At 41.4% G+C, this 23,509-nt stretch carries 20 protein-coding genes; 8 read left to right on the top strand and 12 right to left on the bottom strand.

Features of this window, described 5'->3' with window-relative positions; translation table 11 throughout:
- Nucleotides 1-45: 45 nt before the first annotated feature.
- Nucleotides 46-795 (bottom strand): 16S rRNA (uracil(1498)-N(3))-methyltransferase, encoded by a 750-nt coding sequence (locus tag H6679_01745; protein ID MCB9492974.1) that lies wholly within the window; start codon nt 793-795, stop codon nt 46-48.
- Nucleotides 796-798: 3 nt separating this feature from the next.
- Entirely contained in the window at nt 799-1,206 is a 408-nt protein-coding gene (locus H6679_01750; GenBank protein MCB9492975.1) for a hypothetical protein, read from the bottom strand.
- A gap of 135 nt (nt 1,207-1,341) precedes the next feature.
- Here H6679_01750 and H6679_01755 point away from each other — a divergent pair, with 135 nt between their 5' ends.
- Together H6679_01755 and H6679_01760 are read left to right on the top strand one after the other, a co-directional pair.
- Entirely contained in the window at nt 1,342-2,904 is a 1,563-nt protein-coding gene (locus H6679_01755) for a 2,3-bisphosphoglycerate-independent phosphoglycerate mutase (GenBank protein ID MCB9492976.1), read from the top strand.
- 13 nt (nt 2,905-2,917) lie between these two features.
- Nucleotides 2,918-3,754 carry a hypothetical protein gene (locus H6679_01760; GenBank protein MCB9492977.1) on the top strand — a complete coding sequence of 279 codons (837 nt, stop codon included), beginning with the start codon at nt 2,918-2,920 and terminating at the stop codon, nt 3,752-3,754.
- 7 nt (nt 3,755-3,761) lie between these two features.
- Here H6679_01760 and H6679_01765 read toward each other — a convergent pair whose 3' ends face one another.
- Both H6679_01765 and H6679_01770 read right to left on the bottom strand, forming a co-directional pair.
- Complete coding sequence (locus H6679_01765) at nt 3,762-5,036, bottom strand: amino acid permease (protein MCB9492978.1); 1,275 nt, start codon at nt 5,034-5,036, stop codon at nt 3,762-3,764.
- A 3-nt stretch (nt 5,037-5,039) separates the two neighbouring features.
- Nucleotides 5,040-5,597 carry a biotin transporter BioY gene (locus H6679_01770; GenBank protein ID MCB9492979.1) on the bottom strand — a complete coding sequence of 186 codons (558 nt, stop codon included), beginning with the start codon at nt 5,595-5,597 and terminating at the stop codon, nt 5,040-5,042.
- 232 nt (nt 5,598-5,829) lie between these two features.
- Here H6679_01770 and H6679_01775 point away from each other — a divergent pair, with 232 nt between their 5' ends.
- The 3 genes from H6679_01775 to mutL are packed head-to-tail and all read left to right on the top strand — an operon-like array spanning nt 5,830 to nt 8,840.
- Nucleotides 5,830-6,354 carry a hypothetical protein gene (locus H6679_01775; GenBank protein ID MCB9492980.1) on the top strand — a complete coding sequence of 175 codons (525 nt, stop codon included), beginning with the start codon at nt 5,830-5,832 and terminating at the stop codon, nt 6,352-6,354.
- Nucleotides 6,351-6,932, top strand: a complete 582-nt coding sequence (locus H6679_01780; protein MCB9492981.1) for a hypothetical protein — start codon at nt 6,351-6,353, stop codon at nt 6,930-6,932. The genes H6679_01775 and H6679_01780 overlap by 4 nt, the downstream gene beginning before the upstream one ends.
- A gap of 15 nt (nt 6,933-6,947) precedes the next feature.
- On the top strand, nt 6,948-8,840 hold the full coding sequence (mutL, locus tag H6679_01785) for a DNA mismatch repair endonuclease MutL (protein MCB9492982.1): 1,893 nt from the start codon (nt 6,948-6,950) through the stop codon (nt 8,838-8,840).
- A 16-nt stretch (nt 8,841-8,856) separates the two neighbouring features.
- On the opposite strand, the gene H6679_01790 is transcribed toward mutL, so the two are convergent.
- From H6679_01790 to H6679_01825, 8 genes are all read right to left on the bottom strand, one after another.
- Nucleotides 8,857-11,034 (bottom strand): bi-domain-containing oxidoreductase, encoded by a 2,178-nt coding sequence (locus H6679_01790; GenBank protein ID MCB9492983.1) that lies wholly within the window; start codon nt 11,032-11,034, stop codon nt 8,857-8,859.
- Nucleotides 11,035-11,045: 11 nt separating this feature from the next.
- Nucleotides 11,046-12,353, bottom strand: a complete 1,308-nt coding sequence (locus tag H6679_01795; GenBank protein MCB9492984.1) for a nucleotide sugar dehydrogenase — start codon at nt 12,351-12,353, stop codon at nt 11,046-11,048.
- Nucleotides 12,354-12,380: 27 nt separating this feature from the next.
- Nucleotides 12,381-13,589, bottom strand: coding sequence for a UDP-N-acetylglucosamine 2-epimerase (non-hydrolyzing) (gene wecB, locus H6679_01800; protein ID MCB9492985.1), 1,209 nt, complete (start codon nt 13,587-13,589; stop codon nt 12,381-12,383).
- Between the two features lie 287 nt (nt 13,590-13,876).
- Entirely contained in the window at nt 13,877-14,527 is a 651-nt protein-coding gene (locus H6679_01805; GenBank protein ID MCB9492986.1) for a hypothetical protein, read from the bottom strand.
- Nucleotides 14,528-14,854: 327 nt separating this feature from the next.
- On the bottom strand, nt 14,855-16,129 hold the full coding sequence (locus H6679_01810) for a hypothetical protein (GenBank protein MCB9492987.1): 1,275 nt from the start codon (nt 16,127-16,129) through the stop codon (nt 14,855-14,857).
- A 108-nt stretch (nt 16,130-16,237) separates the two neighbouring features.
- The gene (locus H6679_01815) at nt 16,238-16,735 is read right to left on the bottom strand and encodes an ankyrin repeat domain-containing protein (protein ID MCB9492988.1); all 498 of its coding nucleotides are present in this window, start codon (nt 16,733-16,735) and stop codon (nt 16,238-16,240) included.
- Nucleotides 16,736-16,830: 95 nt separating this feature from the next.
- Nucleotides 16,831-17,757 carry a hypothetical protein gene (locus H6679_01820; GenBank protein ID MCB9492989.1) on the bottom strand — a complete coding sequence of 309 codons (927 nt, stop codon included), beginning with the start codon at nt 17,755-17,757 and terminating at the stop codon, nt 16,831-16,833.
- 95 nt (nt 17,758-17,852) lie between these two features.
- Nucleotides 17,853-18,914 (bottom strand): peptidyl-prolyl cis-trans isomerase, encoded by a 1,062-nt coding sequence (locus tag H6679_01825; GenBank protein ID MCB9492990.1) that lies wholly within the window; start codon nt 18,912-18,914, stop codon nt 17,853-17,855.
- Between the two features lie 282 nt (nt 18,915-19,196).
- On the opposite strand from H6679_01825, the gene H6679_01830 reads away from it, so the two are divergent.
- From H6679_01830 to thrS, 3 genes are read left to right on the top strand one after another with little or no spacing between them, the layout of a single operon-like run.
- On the top strand, nt 19,197-20,480 hold the full coding sequence (locus H6679_01830; protein MCB9492991.1) for an APC family permease: 1,284 nt from the start codon (nt 19,197-19,199) through the stop codon (nt 20,478-20,480).
- A gap of 12 nt (nt 20,481-20,492) precedes the next feature.
- A complete protein-coding gene (locus tag H6679_01835; GenBank protein MCB9492992.1) occupies nt 20,493-21,785 on the top strand; it encodes an APC family permease in 1,293 nt (430 codons plus the stop codon).
- Nucleotide 21,786: 1 nt separating this feature from the next.
- The gene (thrS, locus tag H6679_01840) at nt 21,787-23,496 is read left to right on the top strand and encodes a threonine--tRNA ligase (GenBank protein ID MCB9492993.1); all 1,710 of its coding nucleotides are present in this window, start codon (nt 21,787-21,789) and stop codon (nt 23,494-23,496) included.
- Nucleotides 23,497-23,509 lie beyond the last annotated feature (13 nt).

Here is a 23,509-nt window from a genome sequence, read left to right on the forward strand (position 1 = left end):
GGACATGACTTAGTAAGATACGTGAGCTTTGCAAGGCTACTAATCTTAACACAAGCTTCGAATGAGCCCCAAGGCAACAAGAGCTGCGTCTTGCGAGCGTAGGATGGTTGGCGTGAGGCTGTAAGCGCAAAATGATTTGCTGTTGAGCGTGCTCATCTCGCCGTTGGTTAGGCCACCCTCTGGTCCAATCAGGAGCGAAAAACTACCATATTTTTTTTGTTTTGCATTGCTCAACAGAATAGCCAGCGGCTGAGCTCCTGCTTCAAAATAAATGTTGCAAGTAGCTTGTGCTGTGATGGCCGTAAGATTGACCGGCTCGTGAAGTGTTGGCACAATGAACTGCTTTGCTTGCTCACAGCCAGCAATCATGATTTTTTCACACCGTGCTTTGTCTTTTGGTCCCCACCACATACGGTGTATTTTTTCTGACAAGAACGGTTGTATGTCAGATACGCCTAGCTGTGCTGCGTTGTAAAGCATACTCTCAAAAGCGTCTTTTTTGGTTAGGGGAGCATAAAGTGTTAGTGTTGGTGCGAGCGGTGAGTTTTCTGTCTTTGTCACGATTGAACCGCTTACGGTATTTTTGGTTGATAGCGCTTGCTCGTCTAATCGCACGGTGACATGGCATTTGTTATCAAAAAAAGTGATATGTTCGCCTACTGAAACGCGCAGCACACGCGTTAGTCGCTGCCATAAGTCTCTATCGCGTAGGACCAGTACGTCATCTTGCTGTTGGTTTAAGGTTGAACTAAGTGTTGGTAGGTAAAGCGCAAACAAATGTTTTTGCCCATGCATGGTTTAAGCACCTACGTGGTATTGTTTAAGAATTTTTTGTATAACAAGCGTTATAACGGTACCACTGACAAGACCCGCGGCAAATGCAGCATAAATTTCTTTGTTGTTGAGAAAGTGCTCCTTGCCAAGGTCGGCATAAATTTCGGCAAGAAGTAACATCTTTTCATGAGCAGGTCGTTCATCTTCATCTTGTTTATTGATTTTCTCGGCACGATGAAGTGTTGACGGGTCAAGTTCATCCTCGTCAAAGTCGTCGAAGAGGAAAAACCTATACTCGTCTGATTCTTCTTCGCATGTCTCTTGATTTGCCTGCTCTTGTTCAACTTGCTGGACAGGAGCGTTGGTGGCAAAAATATTGATGTGGGAAAAGTTTATACTCAGTAGCATTAGTATCAAAAACTTTATTTTCATAGAATTTGTTTCCATCTGACATGGGTGAATTGTTTACATCGATTTACATGTTTGGCTATGGTGTCTGGGATGGTAGTGTAACAAATAAACGTGTAAACATGAAAAAAGAAAAAAAATTAATATTGGAAAAATACCATGAGTAAGCCTACACTGCTTGTTATTCTTGATGGTTTTGGGTGGCGTAGCCAGGAATATGGTAATGCCATAGCTCATGCAAACATGCCGTTTTTTTCTCATGCTCTTACCTACTATCCATCAACGTTGTTGCATGCCAGCCAAGGTCATGTGGGTTTGTTGGAAGGGCAAATTGGTAACTCCGAGGTTGGTCATCTTACCATAGGTGCTGGACGTGTTATTGCAAGTAGCCTAAAGCATTTCCATGATTTTATTCGTTCTGGCAAATTATTTGAGCATGAGTTGCTTACGCGTAAACTGCAAGAGCTTAAACAAACAGGTAAGGCGTTGCATCTTATGGGGTTGCTTTCTGATGCTGGGGTGCATAGTCACCAGTACCATTTGCATAATTTGTTGCAGCTTGCAAAACAAATTGGCGTTAAGCATGTGTATGTTCATGCATTTCTTGATGGGCGAGACAGTCCACCCCAGTCAGCGGAGGCTTATCTTAAACGTCTAGAGCAGGTTATGAATGATTTTTCATGTGGACGACTAGCTAGCATTCATGGTCGGTTTTATGCGATGGATCGTGATAACAATTGGCAGCGAACAAAAGAATGCTTTGATGTGCTTGTAGGAAAAAAACAAACACGTACAACTTCATGGCAAAATATTTTACGTGAATCATACGAACAAAATATTTTTGATGAATTTATAGAGCCAGTACGGCTGCTAGATGATGGTGTTATAAATGCCGGCGATGGCATTATCTTTTTTAACCTTAGGCCAGATCGTGCACGACAGTTAACACGACCTTTTTTAGATCCGTATTTTGCCGAATTTGATAGAGATCAAGCTTCAGTGGCAGAGCAACTAGCATTTTTTGTTACACCAGTGCGCTATGATGAATCATTTAAAAAATTTAATAATGATGTCCTGTTTGAGCGTGAGCTTATAGCAGATACGCTGCTTGATTGTTTGGCTGCCCAACGCAAAACAATATTTACTATTGCAGAAACGGAAAAATATGCACACGTGACCTATTTTTTCAGAGGTATGCGAGAGGTTGTCTTTGAAAATGAACAGCAAGTTTTGATTCCATCTATAAAAACAAAAAACTATGCTGATCAACCTGCCATGTCTGCGCAAGAAATTACTGACGCTGTTCTTAGTTCCCTTGCTCGTGCTGCTGCAGATTTCTATCTGATCAATTATGCCAATGCTGATATGGTTGGCCACTCTGGTAATTTGCAGGCAACGGTGCAGGCGTGCCAAGTTCTTGATCAGCAGCTTGCGAGGCTCTATGAGCACGCTGTACAAGGACTTGGTGGAACGTTATTTATAACAGCTGATCATGGTAATGCTGAACAGATGTTGGATCGTGAAGGAAGTTGCATAACTGCTCACACAATAAACCCCGTACCTTTTGTAGCCATTGGAGATGATCTGGTCTGCGCAAGTCAAGTAGAGCAGCCATTAAGTCAACCACCCTGTTTTGGGTTGTCTGCAGTAGCACCAGCGATCTTACGTCATATGGATATAGCTGTTCCGTCGCAAATGACTAAACAAGGTATTATTTTATAAAAAGGAGAAAGCCGTGAAAGAATGCAGATTTTTTATTGTGGTCAGCATGATATTAATGTCGACGCTTTTTTCAAAAGCAGAAGAAGGAAAAGATTCGGGTGAATTTATGCAAAAGCTTGCGGCTTATGCGCAGCAAGATACGTTTAGCATAAAAGAGTTAGCCGAAGCTATAGTTTTGGTACGAGATCGCGAGGGAGATTTATCAGAAGTTGGATCGAAGGATAGTGAACCGTACACCCCCCTTTATCAGATTCTTTCACTTAGTCTAAAAAAAGGAGATGCTGCTGAAATTGACAATTCGTCTCGGTACATAGGTGAGCTGCGTCGGTTTAATGGTGGACTCAAAAATTTTCTTGGTTTGCTTGTGAAAAAGGGTGTTGATGTTAATGAAAAAATTACCATTGATGGCGTAGAGCAACGAACATGGCCAGTTGTTTTACGCCACTCAGGTGATCCATCAATAGTTGAAGCTCTTTTGGAGCGTGGTGTTACCGTTGCCAAAGAAGATATCGAATTTGTTGATGGCCAAGTTCAGAAATTGACTGACATTGTAAAGAAAGCAGAGACTGATATCGATCGTGACGTGAATAAGTTCTTTCTCGATAATGCTTATGGAATTAAAAAATTATTGGAAAAGAAGTATAAAGCAACGGAAGAACGTGAACGTAAAGAAGCGCAAGAGCGCGATCCTAAATTTATTGAACAGCGCTTGATAAAAGATACAGACGAAAAATTTGCATCTCAAGAAAAGAGAATAAAAGCACTCGAAGAAAGGTTAAAAGAAGCCATCGAGCGACTGGATGAACTCGATGGTGGTGCCGATAAGAAAAAAGATAAAAAGAAAAAGTAGCTAAAATTTAGCGAGTTTTCTGTTTTCTTATGATCGACGATAAAAGGCCCAAAGCAAAAATAGCTAAAAATGAGAATGAAACCCCTGATGCAAAAATTTTGTGCAAACACAGACTAAGTACAAAAAGACCACTGCAAATCCCTAGAAGCGGGATGATTTTGTTACTTGCGTGCTTTGCTGTTTGATGCACTGCAGCAAAAGCAGCGCATGCACTTAAAAGATGAGAGACTATTTGCCCAAAAACGGACATATTTTGCAAAGCAATCTGATTTGATGAGATCGCTAGCAACAAGCAGCCTAGTGTTGCTTTTGCCATGACACTGACATAAGGGACATGATGGTGTGTAAGTTGAGTGAAAAAGCGATCGCATGGAAAGTGTTTGTGTTGAGCTAGTGTGTATAAGTTCCAGCAATTGCTTGAAAGCACCGCAAAACAAGCGCCAACCATTGCTGCAAAAACCATGCTGTTGATGGTGTGTGCCAGAAATGGATGAAAATTACATACTTGCAAACCGAGCAGTAGCAAGGGTTTGTTTGATGCTGCCAGTGTCCATCCCAAAGCGCCAAAAAGGCAAAATTGAAAAATAGTGTAGCTGAGTGCTACCAGCAAAAACGACCAAATTATGACTCGTTTGATGCTGTGCTCAGGATCTTTGAGTAGATGGCCTATAGCGCAAATTATTTCAAAACCTGTTAAAGGAAAGATGCCCAAGGGAATAGTTGCAATAATGCCCGTTGGTGTAAAGTCTGCGAGTGAAAAATAATCTGGCATGAAAAAATATGAGCCGGCAATTATGGCAAACAGAATGGGGATGGCCTTAAGTGTTGTAAAAAAGTGCTGAGCAAAACCACCGATACGTAAACCTGCAACGTGTAGTAACGCAAGTGAAAATAAAAAGCATGCAACGAGCAGTAATGTATTGATATTTTGCAGAGTATTGAATCTGCTTTGTAAAAATAAAACGATCGTCTGAGCCAAGATGGCAAGTGTTGTTGTTTTACCAACAAAATAGCCCCAACCACTCATAAAGCCTGCAATGGGATGTAGGTACTCGGCGCTATAAACATACAAGCCACCAGAGACGGGATGTTGTTGCGCTAGCTGTGCCACAGAAAGAACAAGGGGTAGTAAAATAAGTGCCGCGACAATGTAACTTAAAAAACTAAAGCTACCAGCAAGTTGTGTCAGCGGCATTGGGTTGATAAAAACCCCAGCTCCAACCATGGTGTTTATGCAAATGAGAATGCCGACAAAAGCAGAAATTGAGCGGGGGGCTGACATAGATTATCCTTTGACGTAGCGCTTACAGTTAATAACAAAGAGCATGGTGAGGAGTTTGAGGCCATCACCAAGTAAAAATGGATATAACCCTGTGTTTAGCAACGCTGAGTGTGGCACAAACCATGCCAAGTATATAAGGCCGCACGAGAAATAAATAACTGCGCTTGCAAGTAGAATGGACAGATGAGAGATAATGTTACCATGCACAAGAGTTTTTCTCATGATGTGTAAAAAAAACATAGCGATGCCAAAGCCAAATAAGTAACCACCAGTTGGGCCAAATAGATGTGCGATGCCAAAATTACCATGCGCAAAAAATGGTGCTCCTACTGCTCCTTGCACAAGGTATAAAACATAGGCGCTCAAAGCATTGCTTCCAAAAAGCCATGCGCATAACAAAAGTGGCAGTGGTTGGATGCTGATGGGTACAGCATTGAATGGCAAGGGCATCATAATCTGTGAGCAGACTGCGTAAAACCATGAGAGTGCAAAGCAAACGGTGAGCTTGAGAATAAAACTGTGGGTTACCGTAGCATGAAAAGTTTTTTGTTTTGTGAGCATATACTTTCTCTTGCATGAAAAGGGCTGATTTTTTCAAATAATTCTATGAGTAAAATGTAGCATTAGTTATTTGCAAGTGCAAACGCACTATTTTTTCTTTTATTTAACTACCTGCAGAGAGTATCAGATAGTTATCTGTTTTTTCTAATTGATTTTTTTTTATTGCGGCGCTAGTATACAGGCCACTTTTGTTTATGTATAAAAAATTACTTTTTTCTGCGAAAGTAAAATTATGAAAAAAATGTTCAGGGGTGTCTTTTATATTTTAGCCGGAGTAATATTTTCAGGTTCAATGCATGCGACTTGTGTGCAACTTGAAAGAACAACAAATCTTGGAGCTGGTGGTGGCAAAAATGCTTCAGAAAGTTCTGACAACATGGGGATAAGAGTTACTGTACATGATTCAAGTGGAAATAAGCATGTCTGTGATGTTAGTTGGCATACTTTGCAGACGCTGGTGGACGGTGGAACTATTACCCCCGAAGTTATTACACAGCTTAGCCAAGATGAAGTAGACCTCCTGGGACAAATCTTGAAAGAGATTTGTCAAACTGGAGCACTTGTTGCAGGAACTGTAACAGAGGTTGTTGTTAACTTGGGTACAGGAATTTATGGGGTAGTAGGAAAAATAGGTAATGTTTTTTTGTTGACATTGTATTGCGGAGGTAGGATAGTACAGAAGTATTTTGTGCCTGCGGTTGTTGATGGTGCCAAATGGTCGGCGCGTCAAACAAGAGAGTTTATAAATAATTTATGAGTCTTGAAAAACCTGTTTTCCTCGTAAAAAAAGTATTTTTCTTAGTTCTTTTTTTTTCTGAATTAGCAGCTTTAGATCCGCTCTCCAGAATTACAGTTACAAGTCAACGTGCTGTCTGCTCAAAAAGAGCAGACAGCGGTGGCTTTTTGTTGTGTTATACAGGCAATGTGGTGGTGACGCTAGCAAATCAAACAACCATAACGACCAGTAAGCTTGAGCTTGAAGGTAGCTTTAAAGCTACCTCAAATTCTGAGTGTAGACGCGTTGCCTGCATTGGCAATGTTTGTGTCAAAGATGAATCACGTACGCTCTATTCAAATAATTTACATTTTTTCCCTGAGCAAAAAAAATGTGAGCTTGAGGGGGATGTAAAGATCGTACGAAGTAAAAAAGAACCCAACGATATTCCCGTTACCTTGCAGGCGGCCTATGCCAGTTATTACCTTGACTCTCAGCAGTTGGAGCTTGATGGCAATGACTCTAGACCAGTGAGTACCGTCATTGAGTTGAGCAATCATCCAAGTCTTGCAAAGTATGGTTCTAAAAAGAAGCGCAGCAAGATTCGCAAAAAATTATAACAGGTCTGAATTTTCATGAATAAAATAAAGCTACTAGCCCCTGAGCAGGCGGCAAAGATTGCTGCAGGTGAGGTCATTGAGCGGCCTGCAAATATTGTCAAAGAATTGATCGAAAACTCCCTTGACGCACAGGCAAAAAATATTGAATTGCATGTCAAAAAAGCAGGCAAAGAGCTTATTCGTGTTGTAGACGATGGCTGTGGAATGTCTGCCGATGATGCCAAACTGAGTGTTGTGACACATGCGACAAGCAAAATTACCACGCTTGATGATCTTGAATATGTAGCATCATTTGGATTTCGTGGAGAAGCGTTGGCCAGCGTGTGTGCTGTTAGTAAGTTGCGGATAAAAACGAAATTGGCTTCGGAAAAAAAAACAGCCTTGGGGCTTCAGCTTGATTATGCTAACGGAGTTCTAGTAAATGAGCAGGAAGTTGCATGTTCTGTGGGTACTGATATTGCTGTTAATGATTTATTTTACACAACACCGGTTCGCAAAAAATTTTTAAAAACTGATCAGACTGAGCTTTCTCAGCTGCAACTTATTTTTTATGCCTATGCGCTTGTTCGTTTAGATGTTTCATTCAAATTTTTTTCTGAAGATCGTTTGGTTGTGAATGCTCCAGCTGTCACCAACCTTAAAGAGCGTGCAGCGCAGTTATGGGATCATAATTTTGCTACACAGCTACTTGAGCTTGCCATAGACTGTGAGCAACAAGTGAAGCGTCCTTTCCAGTTTATGTTGCGTGGCATGATAACTAATCGGCATTTTTGGCGTTACGGAAAACAGCAGCTTTTTTTCTTTGTTAACAATCGTTGGGTTAAAAATGCTGAATTGGTGAAGGGAATCTTAAAGGGGTATGAAAATATTTTACCAGCAGGAAAGTATCCAGCAGGATTCATTTTTGTTGATGTTGACCAAGGTTTGATTGATGTTAATGTGCACCCTAAAAAAGAAGAAGTACGCTTTGTAAAGCCACTTGTTGTACAAAATGCCTTACGTGATGCAGTAAAGAAAACGTTAGAAGTTGATGTGAGCAGACAGCTGCAGCCGACAACTAACGTACAGCCCATGATGCCCTTTAAGCAAAGAGAGCAGAGTGAAAAACTTGTGCATGAATCATTGGACCAGTCGTTAATAAGAATTCCGCCCATCAAACCAAGTAAGCCAGACTTTCTACATGAGTATGTTGCTCAGCCACAAGTGCCTAAAGCTTTTTTACAATATAGGCAGACTGAAGATAACTTTCAAACAAGTGTAAGTGCAGGCGGGGATGAGCGAATTAGTACCAGCAAGATGTATCAAAGTCACTGTGCCCAGCCTATAGAGCAAGAATACAATATTATTGGGCAACTTTTTAATACATATATTTTGATCGAGAAAGATAATCAGTTGCTTGTTGTTGATCAACATGCAGCTCATGAACGTGTGTTGTATGAACGATGGAAGGGTAAGTTTGAAAAGCGAGAAGGGACTGCATTACTTTTCCCCCATATGGTAAATTTGACCTCGCCACAGCTTGACTGTGTCCTTGCAGAGCAAGCGTTTTTTGCTACGCATGGTATTGAGCTTGAGCGACTTGGGCAAAATACCTTGAGTATCAAGACATGTCCTCCAGACCTACAAAAAATTGACTTAAAAGAGTTTATTCGTGAAGTCGGTCAGTTTGCGCAAGAGCATGAAGAGCTTGGGCAGGAGGAGTTGCGTAAAAAATTGCACGAACACGTTCATTCACATATGGCGTGTAAAGCCGCTGTAAAAGCTGGTGATCGTTTGACGTTTGATCAGATGAAACGTCTGCTGAGTGAGCTTGAACAGTGTCCAAACCGACATCAATGTATTCATGGACGTCCAACAATATGGTCACTTGAAAAGGCTGAGTTGGAAAAACATTTTAGAAGAAGATAGCAGGAGCTGAAAGAAATTATAGCGATTCTGTCTCAAAAGTAATGGTGCCGCCACCTTGGCGAGCAAGCTGATCAACGGCAAGACTTACGCGCGTTGTGTCCAAAATTCGTTCAATTGGGATAGGGAGTGGTGCAGGCCATGTATGTGCTGTTGTAAAAAATGCTTGCAATAACTGTTTGTGTCCTTTGTCGGCCCGTATTGCCGATGTGTTGCATGAACGTGAAGTGCCAAATCCAGATAGTTTGACAAAATCGTTCATGATGATTGTTTTGCCATCAAAATACAATTCCATATATTCTTTTCCGGCACTGCTGTTGCCCAAGCACGTGTAGATAAGCGTGCAGCAAGAGCCATCACTCATGTGCACTGTTGCACTGACGTTGTCTGTTATGGCAATTGAGTTACCACGTGGTTGTGTAATTTGAACGGAAACTGTTTTAGGCCGAGCATCGGTTAAAAAGTTGAATAAATCAAAAATGTGGCACGCTTCTCCAATGATATTGCCGCGATTTTGCTCAGACTGGATCCAGTGTGTTTTGGGCAAAAAATTGACGTTCATGCGGTAGTAAAGCATAAGCGGGTTGCTGCGAGTTGCCAGCTCCTGTTTTACTGTTTGCATAAATGGAGCATAGCTTCGGTTAAAATCAACGCAGTAGGGTGCATCAAGCGTTGTTTGAAAAAATGATTCAAGGGCGACAAGTTGCTCCTGGTTTACCGCAGCTGGTTTTTCCACAAACACTGCTTTGCCTGCGCCAAGCAGGCGGAGTGCCTGTTGGGTGTGCAGGTAGTGTGGTGTTGCAATAACAACAGCGTGTATTTGCTCATCAGCGATTATTCTTGCAATGTCATTGTCTGTGTAGGCTGCGTTATAAACATTTTTCATTGTTAGAGCATGTGTGCTATTGACGTCAACAATTGCTTGAATTGAAGTTTTTGGCATGCTAGCAAGCAAGGGTAATAATTTTGTTTTGGCAAAGCCGCCGACCCCTACGCAGGCAACGTTGAGTGTGCTGGGTGGAGCAACATAAATGCGAGGTTTTCCTTGTGTGCAAGCAGTAGTCTTGTGTGCGGGTATGAAATCATTTGGATACTCAAATACTATGCCAAGTGCATTATTTTCATTTAAGCTTTGATAAGCTTTTTCAACGCTATCAAGCGTATATTGCCCGCTAATAAGCGGATCAATTTTGAGTTTTTCACGTTCAATCATTGAGACGATTAATTGCATATTGCGGTTTTCGGTCCACCGAACATAGGCGTAAGGATAATCGTTGCTTTCGAGTTCATATGATGGATCGTATCGTCCAGGTCCGTATGAGCAGGAAATAAGAAAATCAATTTCTTTGGTGTAAAATTGCTCACGGTCAAAGTCAAGCTTTACGTCACCGACCAGGACAACTGTTCCCTTGCGTCGAGTGATGTGCATGGCATTATCAATGATACTACCAAATGGGGCTGACGCAGTGATAATTGTGCAGTCAACACCATGATGATTGGTAGCCCAGGCAATTTCTTTTGCTAGATCGTGCGTGCTTGAGTTGATGGTGCGACCGATTCCAAGTTGACTTGCTTGTTCAAGCCGCGCTTGCTGAATATCAACACCGATGACATCACATCCAGCCTGTTGTGCTAGCTGCGCAGTTAGTTGCCCAAGTAGTCCAAGCCCAATAACGCATACTTTCTGCCCAAGCTGCAAATTTGCTCGGCGTATTCCTTGCAGAGCAATGGCGCCTATTGTTGTAATGCTTGCCTGTCTGAGGGTGGTGGAGTCAGATACTTTGCACGCAAGATTTTCTGGTACGCTAACAATTTGTGCATGGCTTGCAAAACCTGCTCCAGCACAGGCAACATAGTCACCTACCATAAAATTTTCAATTTTACTGCCCACTCCAATGACTTGCCCTGAGCATGAATAGCCAATAGGCATGACGGTATGCATTTTCTCTTTAACGAGAGCAACCGTGCCACCAACGCCATGTTCTTTGATGGCTCCTGAAAGTTTATGTGCACTTTGCGCTACGTTGTTTATGGCTTTTGATAGAAGAGATGTTTTAGACGCATTGATTGTGGCAAGTTCAGTGCCGCTGCTGACAAATGAAAATAAGACTTTAACTAAAATTTCATGTGGGCCACACACTGGCTCGGCAAGATCTGCTACAGTTGGCTTGCCTTTTTGTAAAACAATCTGCTTCATGCTCTGCCAATCTACATGCTTGATGTAGCTGATTTAAATGAAGCTTCACTTTCAGCTTCATGTGATTTTTGTGTTTGTTTACTGATCAATGCATGCATAAGTCCACAAGTGTCTATAACAATCTTGTCGTCAAAAATATTCTTAGGCATAAGCAAGAAAGACTTATGCTTAACTAAAATAATGACAATATCGGCCCATTCAACAGCACTAAAAAGATCAGTAGCTGCGCTAAAGCCAAGTTTGGTGGTGTAATCCTTTGAAAGGAGTGGGTCGTATGTTTGTAGTGAGATGCTATCTTTGTGTAGATTTAGTGCTTGCGTTATTTGTAGTGCGGGTGATTCGCGTACGTCATCAACGTCGGGCTTGAATGTTAACCCGAGCGTGAGAACACGTACTTTCTCACTTCCGAGTGACCTGAGCTTTTTAACCTCACGTAGTGTTTTTTCAATAATGCTGACCGGCTTTTGGGCATTGAGTGTGCGTGCCAGCCTGAGCAGTTCAGTTTGCTGTGGAAAGGTTTCAATCAAAAACCACGGATCCACAGCTATGCAATGCCCACCAACACCGCAGGTTGGCGATAGGATGTTGACACGAGGATGCTTGTTTGCAAGTTCAATGACATAGTATGGATCAATGCCCGCCTGACGACACATTGCATCAACTTGATTGGCAAATGCAATTTGCACATCGCGGGAACTGTTTTCAACCAACTTGACCATTTCGGCTGTTTTGTCGTCAGTAACGTGTAAAAATCCTTTGACAAATTTTTCGTAAAAGCTCTGGGCAAGTTCGCATGAGCGTTGGCACATGCCGCCAATAACACGGTCGTTACCGACAACCTCTTTGAAGATATTGCTTGGTAATACTCGTTCTGGGCAATACGCAACAAAAAAGTTGATGCCAAGCTTAAGGCCTGAAATTTCTTCAAGATATGCTGCAAGCCGTTCGGTTGTGCCAACCGGAACGGTCGATTCCAAAATAATCAAATTACCTGGCATGAGGCGTTTGCCAACCATTTCCGCGGCCTGGAAAACATACGACAGGTCAGCTTGCTTGTTGTCCTTAAATGGTGTTGGTACGGCTATGACAAAACAGTCAGCGTACTGCAGATCATGGAAAGCTTTAAAGCTTTTTTTCTGTAGTGTGTTAAGAAGTCGCTCTGCTACTTCTGGTTCAAAAATAGTAGGGATACCCTCATTGATGTGATTGACTTTGTCTCTATCGATGTCAAAACCAAGAACTTCAAAGCCTGCTTGTGCGACCATGATTGCTGTTGGCAGTCCGATGTATCCTAGGCCGACAATAGATATTCGTTTCATGAAAGTATTCCCTCCTGTCATGAGAGGTTAATGGTTACTCAAAAAATGCGTATTTTCACGTTGTGGTAAGGGCTTTATATTCTGCTCAGTGTAATTTTTTTGTGGAGCAGATTCCAGTATAATATTTTTTATGATGGAAGTAATTCTTTGGCATGCATGTCCATCACCATAGGTGTTACGGGCTACGTTTATAGTATCCTGTGTATGTATGGTTTCAAGATCCTGTAAAATTTTTGTTTTATTTGTTCCGGTTAGACGTCCTGCATTTTCCCACAAAAGTTCTGGTCGTTCGGTTTCATTACGGAGCACAAGTAGTGGCTTGCCTAGACTGACTGCCTCCTCTTGAATGCCCCCAGAGTCAGTGATAACCCAGTGTGCATGTTGTAAAATGTAGACAAGCTCTTTATACGCGACGGGGGGTATTGTTGTAATATTTGCTACCAGGTCAACCATTGAGGTTTTGAGTGCTTTTTGCACATTGGGGTTAAGGTGTGCAGGAAAAATGATGTTCACATCGTCATAACGTTGGGCAAATTCTTTGACAGCCTCAAGCATGCCTACAAGTTTGCCATCAAAGTTTTCACGTCGATGCAGCGTCATTAAAATAAGTTTTTTGTTGAGTTTTTTGCACATGGCAACATGCGCTTTAATGGGCGCATCAATAGAGAGTTCGTCTCGCTTGATTTTGTCACAAATCATCAGAAGCGTGTCAACGATAGTGTTGCCAGTTAGAAAAATATGGTCTCGGCTAATTCCTTCATTGAGAAGGTTTGCGACATTAAGGTTTGTTGGTGCAAAATGGTATGTTGCAATTTTACCGATCATGACACGGTTCATTTCTTCGGGAAATGGATTGTTGATTTTGCCACTGCGCAGTCCTGCCTCAACGTGGGCGATTGGGATTGCTTTGTAAAAAGTGGCTAAAGCAGAAGCAAATGCTGTTGTAGTGTCACCTTGGACGATGAGCAGCGATGGATCATGAAGCTTGAAGAGGGTGCCCATTTTTTCAATGATGGCTTGAGTCAGATAATGCAGCGATTGGTCGTGTTGCATGATATTAAGGTTGATGTCTGGGGTGATAGAAAAGAGATCAAAAACTTGCTGTAGTAAGGTAGTGTGTTGAAAAGTAGCACAGAGAAGAACGGGTAGCTGCGCTTTTTGCAAAGCGCAGTAGAGCGGGATTAGTTTAAGGGCCTCTGGCCGCGTTCCCACGACAATGACAATTGGTTTGTCCATCCTTTCTCTCTTTGTTTTGGGTAAAAACAAGTTCTTTGCCAGAATAGCAGAGAAAAATGGCAAAGCCAAGTGTCGCATTATTTTGGATCAATCTGTAGATCTCCGACCCCGATCGAGGGTGACGCCTCAGAAAAAATAGCGTTTATTTAAAAACATTCTCGGCTTTAAAAATTGTCATCCTATGGACTTGAGCCGATGATCTCATTCAACATTTTCAAAAAGAAAAATGGGGCCACACTATGTGGCCCCATTTTTTTGTTTTAGGGTGAGGTTGCTAGGTGTATGTATTACGAACTTGTGTTGATCGTAATTTTTTGCATATCCTTAATTGCTTGAGCATTAGTAATGAGCTTATCAATAGTCTCGGCAGTTAAATCAGAGATATTGTAATAACCCATTTTTCTTTTAACATTGTAAAGTGCTTTGAGTGTTGCATCGATATGCTCAGAGTGTTTTTCTGCTTCTTCTAGGCTAGCATTTCCCTTTGTTAATTTGTCAAGGGCTTTAACTGTTGTATTAATATCATCAGAGTCGACTTCTTTCGTTGGATTGACTTGATCAACCATCTCTTCTGTCAAGCCCGTTTTAAACCAGAGCTGAGAGTTTTTGAGTTCGGCAATATAGTTCCATAGTTGATTACAACGATAGTATGATCCTGCACCGCTTAATCCGCCTACTATAAGGCCTGGCAAAATTGAACCTGTATAATGAAGTAATGTTCCTGGTAAGTATTTGTTAGCAGTATACATAGAAGCTAGCCCAAGGCCCAATCCAATGATTCCTGTTCCCCAGTTCTTCAGCTTTTTGCTTGTAGCGTCTACCGTCTTAGAGTGTATTGCTTTTTTTGGTAAAGTGAGCTTGTCACCGGCAAAACTGCTACCAATTGAACCGATAAGTGCGATAGCCAAAACTAGCGCTTTATGTGAACGTGTAACCATAATAAAAACCTCCATATTTTAGTTGGGTTACCTTAAAATGTCTATTTTAATGCAAAATAGACATGGCTTATTTTACATCTGTAATTAATTTACCATATGTTTATAAGTAGTGCAAACGACGAGCGGGAGCTGTTTTTAGGGTGGCACTGTCTTGATTTCGCCTTTGTGTCGATACTTTATGATTTTGGGTGTTGGATAGTGTTTGTAGTAGTGCTATTTGGGTGGGTAACGTAGAGGTTTGTGTGGAAGTAGTTTCAAAAAAGAGATCCCGGCTCATAGGCCGGGATCTGTGAAAAAAATAGTTGCGATAGAGACAGTTGCTAAGTCCTACGAAATAATGACTTGGTTAGCAATCGTTATATTTTGTGCCTGACAAAGTGGGCAGGTGTTATGTCCGCTGCATATCCATTCATTAATGCAGTCTGAATGATAGGTATGCTTGCCACCACAACTAAGCACATCAAGTTGGTCGCCCGCCTTGTAGTCCTCAAGGCAAATAGCACATTCTTGGTCAGCGAAATTAGCAAGCGGTTGAGTGTTGGTCAGTGACGCTGTTGGCTGAACAGGCTTGGGTGCTGGTTGTGTTATTGTCTGTACGGGAGTTTGTGGTACCTGAGCTGGTTGAACTAGGGGGGTAATTGGCTGAGTTTGAATGTTGATAACAGGAGCCGGCGTTACAGGTGTTGTAACAATAACTGGATGTGTTTGTTGGCGATCTTTTTCTCGTTGGTATGCATCGTGTGCGAGGGCACTTTGTTGCGCTTGTTGTTGGGCTAGTTGGCGTTGACGTTCCATCTCGCGTTCATGTCGCTGCTGCTTTTCAAGCATTTCGCGTTGTAGCTGGCGCTGACGCTCGGCCTCTAAGTGAGCTTGGTATGCGAGATTTTGCTGGGTATACTCAGGGTGTTGCATGACTAGATTGACCATTTGATCAATGCTATCAAGCATGACAATAACCTGGGGACGTAGCTCATTGCATTTTTCGATTAAGTGCTGGTATTCATCATATGGTGCCGCATCATGGGCTATGTTGCTGAGTGAATTTTTACAACTTTCAAGTTGTTGTTTTAAGCTTGCAAGGTGCTCTCGACCCTTAATGAGTGGCCAGTTTGAGCAAAATCGTCCGTTGATATGGCTGATGAGTGAGCTTGGTTGCTCAAATGTACGTTCAAGTAGTGAGTCTGCTGCAATGTTTGCAATGCGGCTTGATGTTCTGCTAAAACATGCCGGCGGAAGCTGTGAAAGTAGGTCTTCGAGTGTGCTAGCAAATGCAGACGAATAAACCAAATTTTTTGTTAAAACACCAGAGCCTGTACCCACAGCAAGGCCTGTAAGCAGTGAGGTTATAACTTTTGCCCCTTCTGATTTGGTAAGCTCAATTTTATCAAAGGTATCAAGTTGTAGCAGGCCGTAGGTTGCAGCTGCAGAACTGATCCCCAAGCCAACACCGGAAATAATTGCAGCGCCGCGCGCTGCTGATTGCGCCTGGTGCTCTGCTTTTTCGTATGCTTCTTCTTTGTTCATGCGCGCTGGGTGTGCTGGAATCGTTAAACTACAGAAAACGATTGTATAGAACGTTACGTTTTTGAGGGGGGTAAGCATAACTTTGTCCTTTCAGTAAAAAAACTGTTTGTTATTTTTTATTGGACAAAGCATATCACAAAAAAAGTATAGGTATAATTTTTTACTCTAGTCGTATTTTTTTAAACGTTATGGATGAAGAGAGGCTTGTTTTTTGATAATGTGTGCTTTGGTTGTTTGATCTTGTACAAATCCTAGCCATTCATTGTTGAGTATTGCTCCAGCATCAAGGAGTGAGTCTACTATGGCTCGTTTCTCCTCTATGTTGTTGTTTTTTTGCAAAGCTTGGAGGGCATAAAAGAGGGCCGTGTGCTTGGTCTTGTCTTCCAGGTCGATATTATTTTTAATCGCTTCTTGTTTTGTCAGCATGTTGACCATATGTACGTTGCAACAGCGTACTGCGTAATGTAGCGCCGTTTGGCCTAAGCTATCAACTTCATTTAAGTTTGTACCATTTTTGACTGCCTCTTCTATGCTGCTTTCAATAAATGAATTGAGCCTACTGGGGAGCTGAGCAATTTTGTGTAGGTCTGGCAGGTCAGCCAAGTCGCGTACCGACATCATAGCAAAAGCTTGCGGTTGTAAGAGCCCGATGAATGAAACTAAGAAAACAAATGACTTTTTCATGGCTCACCACATTTGCCTGCGTTCGTTACTATCTATTCACTGATGCGAGCCTAGCACAGGTGATTGTGGTAAGTGGAGGGTTTGGAAAAAGTATTTTATAAAATAACGATGGTCGCTCTTTTTTTTAGATCATTTTCAAGTGTCTGAAGAAAGCTCATCTTGCGTTCATTTTGTAAAGAACGCTCAATTTCACTGTAGCGTTCATCAAGTGTTTTTAGGCGTGCAGGAGTTTTATCAACTAGGTATAAAATTTGGTATTTGTCATCGATGTGAAAAGCCTGACTATAATTTTTTGGCTCAAGAGAAAAAATACTTTCAAATCGTTGGTTAACATCACTTTTATCAACCCAACCTAAATCGTTGAATGAGATCTTTTCTTCTTTAATGAGTTGGTCTTTATTTTTAAGCTCTTCGGCTGTCAGTGTGGCAACTTTAAGATTATAGCGCTCTTGCTCGTACTCAGGGTTTTGGCTGTAATATTTTTCAACATCTTGTTTGGTAATAAATATTTTGCTCATAATTTCAGCTCGCTTGATGTTTTCGGTAGCCATCATTCGACCAAGCTGGTGTTTGTATGTTCTGAGAGAGAACCCACTTTCTAGCAGCTGTTTTTCAAATTCTTCATCGGTCATAGATGAAAAGCCGTTCTGAATTTTGAAGGCAATAAACTGGCGTTCAATGTCGTTGTTAGTCGGCAGAACATGCATATCTTTTGCTTTTTCAAGCATTAACTCTTCCATGATAGCTTCATCGATAGAGTATTTGTCGCCTTCTTTTGCAATACGGGGCTGATCAAGGTCTGATTGCAGGATGTTGACGCCGTTAACACGTGCAACGATGCGGTCAACGGTCCATCGTTTTTTTGGTTTAGTTTCTTCTTTTTTCTTAGGGGTCTTTGTTTTTTGGGGGAGTGGCTTTTTTGTTTTGATAGGATCTGTACATTCAATATTTTGATGCAAAGGAGTTTCAGCCGTAAGGGTGAAGAGTATAAGTGCGCTGCAAGGGATGATCCATTTTTTCATAGAAAAGCCTTTTTATTGTTTTTTTGATGCTTTAAAAAAAGGCGCGCTTTTTACCTGCGCGCCTTTTTTACTCAGAGTCTTTTAATTCTGTTTTCTTATGCTGCGGTTGCGATAGCTTCTTGTTCGCTGATTTCGTTCAGCGCTTGTTGCTGTGCAGCTTCCATTTTTTCTTGCTCGCCAAAGAAGTCTTCGTTGATGTTTACTTTAAAGTTATTTTGTACTTGCTTGAGATTCTTATCAAGTTCTTCGCGGAAGGTATTGTTTTTCAGAATTCCTTCAACTTGCTGTTTAATTTCTGCTAGTTGGAAGTACTCGGCATCTTTTTTGTCTGATGCTTTAACAACCCAGAACTCTTTACCCGCCTTAACTTTATCAACGCCAGGAAGCTTACTCATTTTGTTAAAGACATGTTCTTTAACTGCTTCAGGTGTGCCATCAAAGCCAAATTCTTTGTTATTGTTTTTGCTGATGCGGCCAAAATCTTTAAAGTTTGCTTCATTGGTGTTGGTTGCAAGTTTTTTGAAATCTACAACGTTTGTTTTCGCTTTAGCCAGGAATTCATCTGCTTGCTTTTCATCGTCAAACTTGATGCCCTCTACAAGCGTTCCACCTGCAACTTTGACAAATCGATTTTTATTTTCGTTGTAGTACTTTTCTACGTCTTTTTCTGAAACCGAAACGCTATCGAAGATGCCTTTTTCAAAAAATTGGACGTACAGTGAGCGTTTCAAAAGTTTTTTGGTTTCATTGTAGGCCTTGATGAACTCTTCACGTTTGTCAATTTCGTTTTTGATGCCATGGGCAACAATAACTTCTTGCTTAACGAGTTCGTCAAAAAAGCGACGTTTGATCATAACCGGCAGTGAGTCGGCGCTGGCCCCACGAAAGTATGGGTTTGCTTGGACCATCTGGGTTAAGCTATTGTTAAATTCATTTTCGGTAATGACCGCTCTTCCGTCAATGCTGCAGAGCGGTTTGCTGTTATCTGCTACTTCTTGTACAGCTTTGTCTGTGTCTTCCTCAATGATTTCTTGCGTTTTTTCTACAGGCTTTGCGGAGTCACTTTTCTTGCAACCACACCAGTCGCAACCAGCAAGAATGACAAATGGAAGAGCCATCAACACGGTTTTCGAAATCAAACTATTTTTATACTTCATAAATACCGTTACCTTGGTTATAAAATTGAACTTTTACCTTCTCCATGCGCATATACAATAACACATGCTACCACACAGTATATATTTTGCAAGGCACTCTAGGAGCACTTTGTATGTCAAATGACACCTGTTTGATCAGCGCATGTTTAATTAAAGCCAAATTGTCAATCCTGTTTGAGCTTGTCTGATGGCGAGCAATCCGTTATACTGCACAAATTGTTGTTGAAGGGGAGGGTGTGCAGTGTTTGCACTTTGTAATTCAAAAAATCAGAGGATTTTTCCATGAAGAAACATACAACGATATCCTTTTGGGGTGGCGTTTTGATGACACTCAATATTATTTTTGGTGCTGGAATTTTTATCAGCCCATCAAAAATGGCAACGTTTGCAGGACCAGCAAGTTTTCTTGGATGGCTTTGTTTAGGGCTTGTCTTGCTTCCACTCGTGTGGGCATTCGCCTATGCCGGCAGCTTGTTTGACGGTGAAGGTGGTTTTTATCAGTATTGCGGCCAAAGTCTTGGTCAGACTGCAGGCTTTTTGGCGGCATGGTCTTACTTGTTAGGCTACATGTCAACAGCAAGCGTTATAACTATTGTTATTCGTGATGAACTTATGCAGTACGGTGCATTTTGGATTGCAAATGATTATCCAACACTGACTGCTGCAGGCATAATTTTACTGTTTTCCTCGCTCAATTTGTTTGGGCTTGGTGCCATTAGTAAAATACAGAGCATTGGAACGGTAATTAAAATTTTACCCCTGCTTTTTGTGATTGCCTTGATTCCTTTTTTTCCTTATACCGGAATTTCAATTACCCCTCAAGATATTGTAGGCATTCGTTACACGATACCGTTTATAATCTTTGCATTTTTTGGCATAGAGATCTGCTGCAACATTAGCCATCTCATGAAGGGTGGTGTGCAACAAGCATCACGAGCAATTTTTACCGCGTTTGCCATGTCTGTGGTTATCTACACCTTGTTTCATTTTGGACTTCTTGGGATCATGGGTGCTCCCGGACTGATGGACTATGGCGTATCGGCATTTCCAAAATTTTTGGGTTTGTCAGCACCAATGACCAGTTTTATGCAAAGTTTTATCTCGTTTATGATTTTATTCACACTGCTCAATGCTGAATATGGTTTGATTTTGACAAATGTAACAAATCTGCAAACACTCATTTCAAATAAGTTGTTACCGGCGCATTCATTTTTTGGTGTAACCAACCGAGCTCATAGGCCGTACCGACTAGTGTGGTTGCATGCATTGATCATGTTTGGGATGGTGACTTTGATAGCAAAACCAGATATCATGATGGTACTCACCAGTCTTGGTATTTGTGGTGCTTACTTTTTGCATGCTTTGGCTGTTTTAGTGGAATGTTGTCGACGCAGATATTATGGGAGCATTGTCCTTAGCTTGTTAGCACTTGCCAGTTGCGTGGTCATGGTGTATTACAGCTGGGTCAGAATTAGTGATAATCCTTTGTATGTCTCACCGATGGTTGTTGGGCTGATTCTTGGTTTGCTCCTTTACAAGACACAGACAAAAAATCAAACCGCCTAGAAAGGTTTTACCGTGGTAAAACAGGGTAAGCTGCCCGTTTGGGCAGCGATTTTGATTAACGTTAACATTGTTATTGGTAGCGCATTTTATATGAGTGTGCAAAAAATAACGATGGCTAGTGGTTTTCTTGCGCCGCTTTCTTGGCTATCGTGTGGAATGCTGCTTTTCCCTTTGATTGTTGTTTTTGCGACCCTTGCCATGCGCTATCCTGAAGCTGGTGGTTTGTATGTGTATCCACAAAAGTGTTTGGGAGAGTTTTGGGGGTTTATTAGTGGTTGGGGATATTTTATTGGAACGCTTGCAGGGAATGCAGCAGTAATTCATGCCTTTTCAAAAGCGTTTCAAAAGATTGAAGGAGCAAAGCCAGCGCTTGCTACCTATGGCATGTCTGGTATCAATTTTGATATTGCGCTGGTTGTTTTGTTTACCATCTTTAATTTGTTTAATATTGAGTTTTTAACACGTATTCAGGTTGCGCTTACGCTAGTAAAAATTACCCCTATGTGTATTGCGTTGCTTTCTGTACCATTTCTATTTAAGTTTGAGAACATTATTTCTGCACCTGTGGCGTGGCCTGGATTTTTTAGGTCTTTGCCGATTGTTTTATTTTCATATATAGGGATAGAGGCTTGCTGCGCGGTTATTGATAAGATTGAGAATGGCAGAAAAAGTGCTGCGCGGGTTATTTTCATTTCATTTGCAATAATCATGGCGATCTACTGTCTTCTTCAGGTTGTTTTACTTGGTATTCATGGTGCGGTTAAGATTAATCCGTTTCTTGAGTTGTTGGGTAAAATGACAACCAATCAAGCCATTATCACATGGGGTAACTCACTGATCAATGTAGCAATGTTGGCATCATTTTTAGCCGGTTTTTATGGGATGTTTTATTACAACAACTGGAACTTATATGCCATGGCCCAGGAAGATACAATTTTATTTTCGGACTTTTTAAAAAGAAAAACACGCAATGATGTACCATGGGTTTGCGTGTTAGCACAGTCGCTGTTGATTATCTTTTTGCTTTATTTTGGTAGAAAAAGTTACTATCTGATTACCATGAGTGATTTTGGCGTCATTATAGCGTATCTTTTAAGTACTATTTCCTTTTTAACGTTGCATCGAACAAGCTATGGTCTGCTTGCTTTGCTTAGCTGTGGCGTTGTTGGATACGTTTGTATTGATGGACTTTATAATTCAGGCTTTGTCTACGTCATACCATTTGTGGGTGTCTTAGCAATTGGTCTTGTAGCACATTATGTGCATTGTTTACTAAAAAGAAACTCTCTTAATAAAGGGCTTTAGTATGGATGATAAAGAGTACCTACATAATTTGCGCCATTCTGCAGCGCACTTGTTAGCTCAAGCGGTTTTAGAGCTTTATCCAGACACTAAGTTGACTATCGGCCCAGTTACAGAACACGGATTTTTTTACGATTTTTTGCCGTCAAAAAATTTCAAAGAAGATGACTTGCCTCGTATTGAAGAAAAAATGCGTGAACTGGTCAAGCGTGACTATAAAATTACCGGTAAGCAAATTCCAAAAGAGCAAGCACGGCCTTATTTTAAAGATAACCAATTTAAACAAGAGATAATCGACATTGTTGAAGATGACACTGTCGGTGTGTACTGGCAGGGTGAATTTTATGACTTGTGTAAGGGTGGGCACGTTGACTCAATTGGCCAGATTAAAAATTTTAAGTTAACTGCTATTTCCGGTGCCTACTGGCGAGGTGACCGCGACGGTATCGCACTACAACGCATTAGTGGTGTGGCCTTTGCAACAAAGCAGGACTTAGACGATTATCTTAAACGTGTTGAGGAAGCTCAGTTGTACGACCATCGTCGTTTGGGTAAGCAGCTTGATTTGTTTTCTTTCCACGACGTTGCTCCGGGACTTCCATTTTTCCACCACAAGGGCTTGACGATTTATCGTGAGCTTGTTGGGTTCTTGCGAAAGCTTTTGATCGAGCGGGATTATCAAGAAATCGCAACACCGCAGATTATGAACGAGCAGCTTTGGAAAACATCAGGACACTACGATAATTACAAAGACCACATGTATTTTACTCAGGTTGATGAAGAAAACTTTTGTGTACGGCCAATGAACTGCCCGGGGTCAATTTTGCTGTACAAAGAACGCCCTCATTCATATCGAGAGCTTCCACTGCGTCTTTCAGAGTTTGGATTTGTTAATCGTTATGAGTTATCCGGTGTGATGCATGGTTTGTTTCGGGTCAGAGGTTTTACTATTGATGATGCTCACATTTATTGTATGCCAGATCAAATTGAAGAAGAGATCAAACAGTTGATTGAATTGTCGAAAAAGATCTATGAAACATTCGAGTTTAAAAAAGTTGATATGGCTGTATCAACCCGTCCAGAAAAGTATATTGGTTCAGACGAGGTTTGGGAAAAGGCAACCAATGCATTAAAAGGTGCTCTTGAAAAGAGTGGCATGGACTACAAAGTGCAGGAGGGCGAGGGTGCTTTTTATGGTCCAAAAATTGAGATGAAGATTCATGATGCCATGGGGCGTGAATGGCAATGTGGAACCATTCAGGTTGACTTTGTACAAGCAGATAACTTTGAACTTGAATATATTGACTCAGACCAATCTCGTAAAAAGCCGGTCATTATCCACCGAGCGTTGTTGGGTTCGGTTGAGCGCTTTATGGGTATTTTGCTTGAGCATTATAAAGGTCACTTGCCATTTTGGTTGTCACCGCTTCAGGTACGAGTTTTGACTATCACCGATCAACAAGTCGAGTATGCCCAAGCGGTTTGTAAAAAGTTAAGAGCTGCTGGTATTCGAGCCGAGCTTGACAGGTCTGGTGATCAGATTTCAGCACAAGTGCGTAGAGCGCAGGTTGATAAAGTGCCGTGGATGCTTGTTATCGGTAAAAAAGAGGTAGAGCAAAACACGGTAACCCTACGCCACACCGATGGTAAACAAGAATTTGGTCAGACGCTTGAGAGCATACTTGATCGAGCAAAAGAATTAATGAACGTGTAATAAAAAAGGCCCC

The organism is Campylobacterota bacterium, from assembly GCA_020633995.1.
GTDB lineage: Bacteria > Babelota > Babeliae > Babelales > RVW-14 > JACKCO01.